Here is a 10,952-nt window from a genome sequence, read left to right on the forward strand (position 1 = left end):
TTATGAAAACAAAACAAATTTTAAAAACAGCATTACTAGCATTTACATCCTTAATAATGGTAATCTCTTGTAATAAAAATGATGATGGCGGTAGTAATACACCCATAAAAGAAAAAGGTTTTATAACCACTTGGAAAACAACAGTAGCTAACGAAGAGATTTCCATCAAAACATTCCCTTCCAACTTTATTACAACTCCCTATAATTATACGGTAGATTGGGGAGATGGAAACGTTGACAGTAATGTAACCGAATCCATTACGCATGGTTACACTACTGCAGGAATCCATACAGTAACCATAACAGGAGATTTTCCGGGTATTTATAATCATGAAGATTCCTCCAATGCTGCCAAACTACTAACTATTGAGAGCTGGGGTGACAATATAGTATGGGAATCTATGAGAAAAGCTTTCTATCAATGCGAAAACCTAACAGGCATAAATGCTACAGATACTCCTAACTTAAGTTATGTAACCGATATGTCTTATATGTTCAGTTTTGCTATCAACTTCAACAGCGATATAAGCAATTGGGATGTTAGTAATGTAACCGATATGTCTTTAATGTTCTATAATGCTACGAGCTTCAACAGCGATATAAGTAATTGGGATGTTAGTAAGGTAACCAGTATGGATTACATGTTCTATGATGCTACTAACTTCAACAGGGATATAAGTGATTGGGATGTTGGCAATGTAACTAGTATTGGCCAAATGTTTAGTGGTGCTACGAACTTCAACAGTAATATAAGTAATTGGGATGTTAGTAAGGTAACCTATATGAGTGGCATGTTCAAAGGTGCGACGAATTTTAACAGCAATATAAGTAATTGGGATGTTAGCAATGTAACCGAGCTATCTTCTATGTTTGAAGATGCGACTTCATTCAATCAAGATTTAAGTGGCTGGGCAACTATCAATGTAACGAGTTGCTCCAACTTTTCAGCAGGTAGTTCTGGTTTAGAAGACACAAACCTACCAACAGCAGGAACTTGTTTTTAAATAATAATTAATAACGTATCCCCTCATACCAATTACCTGAAGGGGGTAAAAATAAACTCAAGTACATAATGCCACTAACAGTAGGAACCTATTAAATAAAAACAACAAGCTATGAAAACAAAACAAATTTTAAAAACAGTAGTTCTAGTATGTACATTAATATTAATAGTAACCTCTTGTAATAAAAATGATGATGGCGGTAGTAATACACCCATAACAGAAAAAGGTTTTATAACCACTTGGAAAACAACAGTAGCTAATGAAGAAATTACCATCACAAAAGATTTTAACGAGGGAATTACGACGCCCTATAATTACAATGTAGATTGGGGGGATGGAAACATTGATAATAATGTAACTGAATCTATTACGCATAGTTACACTACTGCAGGAATCCACACAGTAACCGTAACAGGAGATTTTCCAGCTTTTAATTCAGGGCCTAACTCCAATGCTGCCAAACTAATAACTATTGAAAACTGGGGTAGCAATATCGTCTGGGAATCTATGTATCAGGCTTTTTCTCAATGTAAAAACCTAACCAGCATAAATGCTACAGATATTCCTATCTTGGGTAATAATATAACTATGTATCGCATGTTCTATGGCGCAACTAACTTCAACAGCGATATAAGCAATTGGGATGTTAGTAATGTAACCAATATGAATTATATGTTCTCTTACGCTACTAATTTCAACAGCGACATAAGTAATTGGGATGTTAGTAATGTAACTGGCATGAGAAATATGTTCCATTACGCAACCAACTTCAACAGCGATATAAGTGGTTGGGATGTTAGTAATGTAACCAATATGAGCTATATATTCCATTACGCAACCAACTTCAACAGCGATATAAGTAATTGGGATGTTAGTAAAGTAACTGGTATGGATCATATGTTTCACAATGCGGAGAGTTTTAATCAAGACTTAAGTGCTTGGGAAACCGACAATGTAACAGCTTGCAATAGCTTTTCAGTTGATAGTGGTTTAACAAACGTAAACTTACCAACAGCGGGAACTTGTTTTAATAATTAAGAAAGTAACCTCTAATAATAACTATATATGAGAAGATAGATTACAATCCACAATATGTGTGGGAGTATAATGAAAAGGAAGGGTGATATTTTATATATGAAGATGAAATAAATACAGAAGATACATCTGACTCTGAAGAATATGAGAAAACATTTCACATTGAAATAAAATATAGAAAATGGTGATTTATCAATAGTTTTCCTCCTCATTATCTTGAAGATATTGAAGAATTTGAACTTGATCAAAGTCATATAGAATTATTAGATGGAGTAGCATATTGTAAACCCGTATTTAACTTTAACTTGTATTATAATAAAATAACCGGCATTTCGGAACTTAACACATTAAATGTGCTGGAAGAACTGTATTTAGGAAATAATAAAATTGGATATATTGATGCTTTGAGCAGCTTATTCGAATTAAGATTAATTGAATTTAATTAAAGTTATTCAGATTTTAATATGAGATTAATAACGCCCACATACAAAACATACCAATCTACACTTCTCCTAATAATAGGTATATTTTTAGGAAACTCATGCTCTAAAAAGGATATAGATAATGAGCCCCTTGTTTTAGGAATACCCCCAATAGATATTTTAGAAATAAAGAATGTCATTGCGTTTGGTCAGGAATTATCAAGCACCAAAAAAAGTCCAGCCATCGAATACATCACTAAAAACAGTGATGTTAACGTTAGGGCTGCCAGTAATGGTCTGGTTAAAGCCGTTGTTTTAAACGAAGGGGAATCTTCAGATTATGAAATTCGTATACAACCAACAGCTACCTCTCAATGGCTCATTATATATGATCATGTTTTAGAGGTCGCTATTTTAGAAGGTGACAACATTCAGCAAGGCGATATTTTAGGAAAAGTAGGTTTAGGTAACAGGACAGAACTCCAATTAAACAAAACAAATGGTGCAAATACTATTTCCTATTGTCCTTTAAATTATGCTAGCAATACCTTTTTAGAAGAACATCTAAGTTTTATGGCAAACTGGTGTTTAATAGAAACTGTAATACCTTAAACTAAGATATGATAATAAAAAGACGATTATTTGTTTTCTTTTTTTGGTAATAGGTGCTGCAATGGTAGCTCAAGTAGATTTACAGATTTAAGTGAATAGAACAACAGGTACAGCACCCTTATATGTTTTTTTGTTGTTACATTTTCCTCAGGTCTTTCCGAAGGAAATGATTTAGACAACTCAGATTTCTCTTGGAATTTTGACACAAATAATACAGACCCTAACGGAAGTTGGGAAATTACCAAAAGAAGAGTTACAGGGCATGTATTTGAATTAATTGGAAACAATAAAGTGTTCCTTCCCAGTATAGCGGAAAGGTTCACGTAATGGAAAGCTAAAATTGGGGATTGTGTCCAAGACCTATGTATTGAAGCTTTTCCCGAAATGCAGCTTTTCGCGGAATACAGGGAAATGTGATGAGTGTGATAACAAAGACAGTACTTCTTCATTGTAGAAAAATCAGTTATACCAATCAGTTTATTTTATTCAATTAGATACAGTTAATTAAAAAGAATTCCTATTTCTGCAACAGACGAAAACAAGTTGAACTACCAATCATTGTAAATAGGTCACAAATCGTCAACATATAAGAAGATATTTGGTAGAAATACCACGGCGATTGGGCTCGCTGAGCAAGGTTCGCGTCCCGTCCAGTCCGCCCCCTATGTAGCAATTGCGAACCTAACATTTGAATCCTTGAAATCTTTTCAAGGATCATTTGGGGCAAATGCAGCTAAAATCTCCGCAGATCTTCCTAATTTTACCAATGTTCAGCCCTTAGTTCAAATTAGCGAGGTAATTAAAGTCCAAAAACCTTTAAATTAGGCTGGGAACCTAATAATTAAGTTTCCAGCCTGATTAATAAAATAATCATAATTATGGCAGATAAAATTAAAATAGATATTGTGTCCGATGTAGTGTGCCCTTGGTGCACCATTGGCTACAAACGTTTGGATAAGGCCATCTCGGATTTGGGTATTCAGGACCAAATAGAGATTGAGTGGCACCCTTTTGAACTTAATCCAAATATGCCAAAAGAGGGGCAGAACGTACAGGAACATCTTACCGAAAAGTATGGTTCCAGTTTGGAAGAACAGAGGCGCTCCCAGGAATATATGGCCGAGGCAGGGGCAGAACTGGGATTCACCTTCGATTATTTTGAGGAAATGAGAATGGCAAACACATTTGAAGCCCATATTTTATTGGAGTACGCCAAGGGTTACGGAAAGCAAACCGAATTAAAGATGCGCTTAACCACAGCCTTTTTTAGTGAAAGAAAAGATGTCTCCAACAGAGCTGTTTTAAAGCAAGCTTTATTGGACATTGGATTGAACGCGGCGGAGGCTTTGTCCAAATTAGATAATGATGAGGCCCGTTACGACCTCAGAAGCAAACAGAATTATTGGAAAAACCTGGGTGTCAACTCAGTACCAACCATCGTATTTAACAAAAAAAGTGCCGTAACGGGAGCACAGGCCGTAGATGTCTTTAAACAGATCCTTAGCGAAATTATTGAACAATAGGCTAACATACTAATTACCAACAAGTGCCAATGCAACTGGAAACCGACATTGGCTATCCACTTAAAAAACTCAATTATGAAGAGAGTAGTAATTACCGGTATGGGAGCCTTGACTCCCCTAGGAAATTCGGTAGATGAATTTTGGCAAAGTGCCATCAATGGCAAAAGCGGTGTATCCAAAATCACCAAGTTCGATTCTACATTGTTCAAAACAACCTTTGCCGCCGAGTTGAAACATTTTACACCTGAAAACTACCTTGACCGCAACGAGATAAAAAGGAGTGATCGGTTTACGCAATACGCCCTTTATTCAGCAACTGAAGCTATAAATGATAGCGGCCTGGATATAAATTCCCTATCTCCTTATGATATGGGCGTAATATGGGGATCGGGTCAAGGAGGAATGCAAACCTTTGAAGATGAGGTCATGAACTTTATGGAAGAGGGCAAGCGTCCCAGATTCAATCCTTTCTTTATACCAAAAATGTTGGTAAATATGGCCTCGGGAATGATTGCCATGAAGTTTGGATTAATGGGCATCAACTATACGGCAGTATCCGCTTGTGCCTCCTCCAACTCTGCCATAATGGATGCTTTCAATTACATTCGTTTGAACAAGGCCAAAGTTATGGTTACCGGAGGATCTGAAGCTCCCATAACCCAAGCTTCCATTGGGGGTTTTAATGCTATGAAAGCCTTATCCACAAGAAATGACGACCCACAAAGGGCCTCAAGACCATTTGATGAGGATAGGGACGGCTTTGTAATGGGCGAAGGTGCAGGTGCCTTAATCCTCGAAGAATATGAACATGCCAAAAAAAGGGGCGCAAATATCTATGCAGAAATTGTAGGAGCGGGCATGACCGACGATGCCTACCACATTTCAGCCACACATCCCGAAGGGATTGGCGCAATAAAGGCCATGCAATTGGCCATGGAGGAAGCACAACTGGTCCCGGAACAGATCAATTATTTGAATGTTCATGCCACTTCTACTCCAGTTGGGGATTTAAGCGAAATAAAAGCAGTGGCAAAAACCTTCAACAACGAGTTCGACAATTTGAAAATTAGTGCTACAAAATCGATGACGGGACACCTTATGGGAGCCGCTGGTGCCGTTGAGGCAATCTTAGCTATAAAAGCCATTGGGAACAACATTATCCCCCCGACCATCAACACCGTAAAGATAGATCCCAATATTCCCAAAACCACGCCTATCGTAATCAAAGAAGCCATAGACCATACTGTGAACGTGGCCATGAGCAACACCTTTGGTTTTGGTGGGCACAATGCTACCACCATCTTTAAAAAAGTATAGAAACCTGTAAAACAATAACTCAAAGGCTCCAATTTTCTCAAATAATCGGGGCCTTTTGCTTAACTTGTAATCACAACCCGTGCCATTTGGACAAAACGCAGGGTATGCAAGAACCTTTTCGGAGCCAGAGGCCTACAGTAAAAACCATCTTAAGAAAACGATCGATATGAAAACAATGACATGCAAACAATTGGGAGGTGCCTGTGACATGCCATTCCACGCCACGACTTTTGAAGAAATAGCAGAACAAAGCAAAAAGCATGGGATGCAAATGTTCAAGGCTGGTGACAAAGAACACCTGGAGGCCATGAATAAAACGCAGGAACTTATGAGAACACCGAATGCGATGGCCAAATGGTTCGAAAACAAGAAGAAGGAATTTGAAAATCTTCCGGATAACAAATTATAGATCTTGAAGCCTTGAATGTAACCTAAGCGAGGCGGAATTATTTATCCCTTTTCACCGGCTCCTTCAACATCCTTACACTATCCTTTTTTTCAGGAAAAACCACCAAATAATTAAGACAGATACAAAAGAAGATCAAAAGGGCTACTGTTAACATAATATTTATCTGATTAAAGGTCAAAAACCGACCTAATTAAAGTTATTCCTGTATTAAGCCAGTTTGGCCTTATTTAACTTGGTAGAGAAAGTCAACTCTTTGGTTATCTTGGAATTTTTAAACATATACAAACGGGCAACAGCCTTATCCTTTTTCAAAACAACCTCTTGTTTTGCCGTAACAGATACAATACTCATGCTAATGGTTTCAACCTTGACTTCGGCCGCATCGTTTTGGGCCTGGGCAGCTACTCCGATAAAAAGAACAAAGATTAAAGTTAAAATGGTTTTCATGACTTGCGATTTGTTATATATATATAACAGGGGCAAGTGTATTTTTCCAGGTTCTGATTCGATGAAAAACACAGTTTTTCGTTAAGCGGATAAAATCCAGATAAAGTGCAAAATAATCCCGATGAACGTAACGGGCTCAAAAATCACTTTAACGATAAAAAAATGTATTTCATCGATTAGAGTAGGTATTTACTTACATTTTTAGCTTTCCAGTTTTATCATTTTCCACATTAAAGTAAACTACCTCGGGGCAAGCCCGCGAGGCATTCGTAGGAAACGAACTTTAATTTTCGAGGCAAGCCTCGGGTATTATACCCTTTGGCGGTGCCAATAAAAACAACAATAAAATACAGCCATCCTAGGCCGAAAATTATTCCCGATATTTGTGTCCACATATACCCATTTAAAAATAAAATACACCATTGGACTCCTATAGGGAAACATTTGAGACTTGGAACAAAATAGCCAATCTATATCAAGACCGATTTATGGATCTGGACTTGTACAACCATAGCTATGATCTTATTTGTAAATCAATAAGAAAACAAAATGCAGGAATTTTGGAAATAGGCTGTGGTCCTGGAAACATTACACGATACCTATTATCCAAAAGGCCCGACTTCAAAATATTGGGGATAGATATAGCCCCTAACATGATTGCATTAGCAAAAAAGAACAATCCAACCGCTACTTTCAAGGTAATGGATTGTAGGCAGATCGGCGAACTTGAAACCTTATTCGATGGAATTATTGGTGGTTTTTGTTTGCCCTACCTCTCCTACCCCCATTGTGCCCAGTTAGTTTCAGAATCCTATAGACTACTATCAAAAAACGGATTGCTCTATTTAAGTTTTGTGGAAGGTGACTCCAATAAATCGGGCTTTAAGGTAGGCAGCAATGGAGACAGAGTGTATTTCCATTACCATAATTTGGATGCACTAAAAAAGCTTCTAACTCAAAATGCATTTCAAGAACCTGAGGTTTACCATGTAGATTACCAGAGAACGGAAGCCCTGATTGAAAAACATACCATTCTTATTAGCTCAAAAAAATGATATGAAAAAAAAAGTGAAAATGTTTGTTGAATAAAATATTAATCGTAATATTGCGATATACAAATAAATTAAAATGGGATTAGCCAAAACAGAAATTTTCTCGGATCAACAAAATGAAATTGCCATTTTTGCCAAGGCATTTGGACATCCGGCACGCGTGGCAATTCTGCAGCATCTATTTAAAATAAACACCTGTGTATGCGGTGATCTTGTAAATGAAATTGGCTTGGCCCAACCAACCATTTCACAGCATTTAAAAGAATTGAAACTCCTGGGACTCATAAAGGGCAGTGTTGAAGGTACCAGTGTTTGTTATTGTATCAATACTGAAAAATGGATGGAAATGAAAGAGATTATCAAACAATTTCTAAATCTCGACATTACCGAACAGGAAGATTGTTGCTAAAAAATTTAAACTCATTAATCGCATAATCGCAATAAACAAATAACAAAATGAAACTATCAGAGATAAAAACAATTTTAGGGAATTTGGAAACCATTGCATTTCAATTGCCGGATGGTAAACTAGTACCCAATCATTTTCACGTTACCGAAGTAGGTAAAATAACCAAAAACTTCATAGACTGTGGCGGTACGGTTCGTAAAGAGGAAGTAGTGAACTTTCAGCTATGGGATTCCACCGACTATGACCACCGACTTCATCCAGAGAAATTGGTCCACATCATTGAATTATCGGAAAAGGTATTGGAAATTGGGGATTTGGAAATTGAAGTAGAATACCAAGGAGATACCATACAAAAATTTGGATTGGATTTTGACGGCACCAATTTTTTATTGGCCACCAAACATACAGATTGCCTGGCAAAGGACAATTGTGGTATTCCGACAGAAAAACCAAAAATAAAGTTATCCCAATTGCAAGAGACTTCTGCAAATTGCTGTACTCCAAACTCAGGATGCTGTTAAACCCTTTAACCACACTATAAACCTTATTTAATGATGCCCGTAAAAACGAAGGTCTTTGACCAAATAGATCAGGCTATCTCTGAACTCAGTATTGATAATATTAGTGAGGAGCGAAAAGAAATTTTACAGCCCCTTGCTGACTATATACAGTCTAAAACAGATACCCAACAACCCATTAGAATTAATTTTATTTGCACCCACAATTCCAGAAGGAGTCACTTATCCCAAGTCTGGGCGCAAACCTTGGCCTTCTATTTCAACCTTAAGAATGTACAATGCTATTCGGGAGGAACCGAAGCTACCGCCCTATTCCCAATGGTTGCAGAAACCTTGAAAAATTCGGGATTTGGCATAGCGACCCTAGCGCAAGGAGAAAACCCAATATACAGCATAAAATATACCGACAATGAGCCTCCAGTGATAGGGTTTTCAAAGAAGTTCGATGCTGCTTTTAATCCTAAATCCGAGTTTGCAGCGGTTATGACCTGTTCACAGGCAGATGTTGGATGCCCGTTTATAGCCGGGGCCGAAAAGCGTATCCCAATAACCTTTGAGGATCCAAAGGCGTTCGACCATACCCCACAACAGGCCGAAAAGTATCGGGAAAGAAGCCTTCAAATTGCAACCGAATTAATGTACATTTTTGCTCAAATAAAATCATAATCAATGGCCTCGAACAAAAAATTAAGCTTTCTGGACAGCTATCTAACCATTTGGATTTTTTTGGCGATGGCATTGGGGGTAGGCATAGGCTATTTTGTACCCACTTTTCCCAAAATCATTGATAGTTTTAGTAGTGGAGCAACCAATATCCCCATTGCCATTGGACTAATCCTAATGATGTACCCTCCCTTGGCCAAGGTAGACTACTCGCTTTTGCCCAAGGTTTTTAAAAACACCAAGATTTTATCCATATCCTTGATCCTGAATTGGGTTATTGGACCAATTTTGATGTTTGCACTGGCCATTACCTTTTTAAGGGATTACCCGGAATATATGGTTGGGTTGATTCTTATTGGTTTGGCGCGTTGTATAGCCATGGTACTTGTTTGGAACGATCTGGCCGAAGGAAGTAGCGAATACGGTGCCGGCTTGGTTGCCCTTAATAGTATTTTTCAGGTATTTGCCTATAGTTTTTATGCCTGGATCTTTATAACCGTACTTCCTCCCTATTTCGGATTTGAAGGGGCCATAGTAGACATTTCTATTGCTACCATAGCCGAAAGCGTAGCTATTTATTTGGGAATTCCGTTTGCATTGGGTTATTTAAGTAGATTGATCCTCGTTAAACTGAAGGGTGGGGAATGGTACTCCAACACATTTATTCCTACCATATCCCCTATGACCTTGATTGCCCTCTTGTTTACCATAGTGGTCATGTTTTCCTTAAAAGGCGAAATGATTGTTGAGATCCCCATGGATGTTCTCATCATAGCGGTACCTTTACTCATCTATTTTACGCTGATGTTTATTATTGGTTTTTTCGTCACAAAAGCCATGGGGGCTGAATATGACAAAACGGCTTCTGTGGCCTTCACAGCGGCGGGGAACAATTTTGAATTGGCCATAGCAGTGGCTATAGCCGTCTTCGGACTAAATTCAGGGCAGGCATTTGCTGGGGTCATTGGGCCCTTGGTGGAAGTGCCGGCCTTAATTTTATTGGTGCGCGTAGCCCAGAGGTTGCGCAAAAAATATTATCCGATAGTCAAAGTACAGTAAGGACGGATCAATCCCAAAAGTTGTGTGTGAATTAGAAAAAGAAATAATCTACTATCTCATTTTTGTGTCCTGTTCATTTTTTGCATCGCCCAAATGCGTAGCATTCATGAATACCATTAAAAATCAATAGACCAGCCGATGAATAAAAAACGACCAGGGCCGAATAACCAAGGTACGGTGTACCTTGGTTAGGAGGAGCCAGCTGTAGCCATGGCCAAGCTGATTTTAAATTTCTTTAAATCTACGCACTTTCCACTGCCCCGGCGTCCAGGCCTCTTTCACTTGGGTGAAATGCTCTATGGACGCCTTCCACCTTCCAATGTGAAAACCACTTGATTTAAGACGAAATCGAAGATTCACGAAAACCTATAAAAAACAATAATAACCACTTAAGTAAATTGAAAATAGGCCGGTCCTTTCGTTGCGTCAACCTTCATGTGGGGATAAGTCATTTTCCGTTATTAAAAACCTTTGGCATTGCC

General features: G+C 38.0%; 14 protein-coding genes. 13 read left to right on the forward strand and 1 reads right to left on the reverse strand.

Annotated features, from left to right (window positions below; translation table 11 throughout):
* Positions 1–56 precede the first annotated feature (56 nt).
* The 8 genes from C7972_RS19570 (at position 57) to C7972_RS19600 (ending at position 6,322) form a co-directional block, all read left to right on the forward strand.
* Complete coding sequence (locus C7972_RS19570; protein WP_181422941.1) at positions 57–1,004, forward strand: BspA family leucine-rich repeat surface protein; 948 nt, start codon at positions 57–59, stop codon at positions 1,002–1,004.
* A gap of 111 nt (positions 1,005–1,115) precedes the next feature.
* Positions 1,116–2,042, forward strand: coding sequence for a BspA family leucine-rich repeat surface protein (locus tag C7972_RS19575; protein WP_110357861.1), 927 nt, complete (start codon positions 1,116–1,118; stop codon positions 2,040–2,042).
* A 302-nt stretch (positions 2,043–2,344) separates the two neighbouring features.
* Positions 2,345–2,485 carry a leucine-rich repeat domain-containing protein gene (locus C7972_RS24460; protein ID WP_375334794.1) on the forward strand — a complete coding sequence of 47 codons (141 nt, stop codon included), beginning with the start codon at positions 2,345–2,347 and terminating at the stop codon, positions 2,483–2,485.
* 18 nt (positions 2,486–2,503) lie between these two features.
* A complete protein-coding gene (locus tag C7972_RS19580) occupies positions 2,504–3,073 on the forward strand; it encodes a peptidoglycan DD-metalloendopeptidase family protein (RefSeq protein ID WP_110357862.1) in 570 nt (189 codons plus the stop codon).
* A gap of 618 nt (positions 3,074–3,691) precedes the next feature.
* Positions 3,692–3,898, forward strand: coding sequence for an EthD family reductase (locus C7972_RS19585; protein ID WP_258364904.1), 207 nt, complete (start codon positions 3,692–3,694; stop codon positions 3,896–3,898).
* A gap of 53 nt (positions 3,899–3,951) precedes the next feature.
* Positions 3,952–4,596, forward strand: coding sequence for a DsbA family oxidoreductase (locus tag C7972_RS19590; protein WP_110357864.1), 645 nt, complete (start codon positions 3,952–3,954; stop codon positions 4,594–4,596).
* A 75-nt stretch (positions 4,597–4,671) separates the two neighbouring features.
* Positions 4,672–5,913 carry a beta-ketoacyl-ACP synthase II gene (gene fabF / locus C7972_RS19595; protein WP_110357865.1) on the forward strand — a complete coding sequence of 414 codons (1,242 nt, stop codon included), beginning with the start codon at positions 4,672–4,674 and terminating at the stop codon, positions 5,911–5,913.
* A gap of 166 nt (positions 5,914–6,079) precedes the next feature.
* The gene (locus C7972_RS19600; RefSeq protein WP_110357877.1) at positions 6,080–6,322 is read left to right on the forward strand and encodes a DUF1059 domain-containing protein; all 243 of its coding nucleotides are present in this window, start codon (positions 6,080–6,082) and stop codon (positions 6,320–6,322) included.
* A 207-nt stretch (positions 6,323–6,529) separates the two neighbouring features.
* Here C7972_RS19600 and C7972_RS19605 read toward each other — a convergent pair whose 3' ends face one another.
* Positions 6,530–6,769, reverse strand: a complete 240-nt coding sequence (locus C7972_RS19605) for a hypothetical protein (protein WP_110357866.1) — start codon at positions 6,767–6,769, stop codon at positions 6,530–6,532.
* Positions 6,770–7,191: 422 nt separating this feature from the next.
* On the opposite strand from C7972_RS19605, the gene C7972_RS19610 reads away from it, so the two are divergent.
* The 5 genes from C7972_RS19610 to arsB all read left to right on the forward strand — a co-directional run bounded on the left by C7972_RS19610 (position 7,192) and on the right by arsB (position 10,470).
* Complete coding sequence (locus tag C7972_RS19610) at positions 7,192–7,824, forward strand: trans-aconitate 2-methyltransferase (protein ID WP_110357867.1); 633 nt, start codon at positions 7,192–7,194, stop codon at positions 7,822–7,824.
* A gap of 73 nt (positions 7,825–7,897) precedes the next feature.
* A complete protein-coding gene (locus C7972_RS19615) occupies positions 7,898–8,230 on the forward strand; it encodes a helix-turn-helix transcriptional regulator (RefSeq protein ID WP_110357868.1) in 333 nt (110 codons plus the stop codon).
* Between the two features lie 47 nt (positions 8,231–8,277).
* Positions 8,278–8,751, forward strand: coding sequence for a DUF6428 family protein (locus C7972_RS19620; protein ID WP_110357869.1), 474 nt, complete (start codon positions 8,278–8,280; stop codon positions 8,749–8,751).
* A 30-nt stretch (positions 8,752–8,781) separates the two neighbouring features.
* The gene (locus C7972_RS19625) at positions 8,782–9,414 is read left to right on the forward strand and encodes a low molecular weight phosphatase family protein (protein ID WP_110357870.1); all 633 of its coding nucleotides are present in this window, start codon (positions 8,782–8,784) and stop codon (positions 9,412–9,414) included.
* Between the two features lie 3 nt (positions 9,415–9,417).
* The gene (arsB, locus tag C7972_RS19630) at positions 9,418–10,470 is read left to right on the forward strand and encodes an ACR3 family arsenite efflux transporter (protein ID WP_110357871.1); all 1,053 of its coding nucleotides are present in this window, start codon (positions 9,418–9,420) and stop codon (positions 10,468–10,470) included.
* Positions 10,471–10,952 lie beyond the last annotated feature (482 nt).

Origin of the sequence: Arenibacter sp. ARW7G5Y1 (assembly GCF_003201775.1) — a bacterium.
In the GTDB taxonomy this organism is placed as follows: domain Bacteria; phylum Bacteroidota; class Bacteroidia; order Flavobacteriales; family Flavobacteriaceae; genus Arenibacter.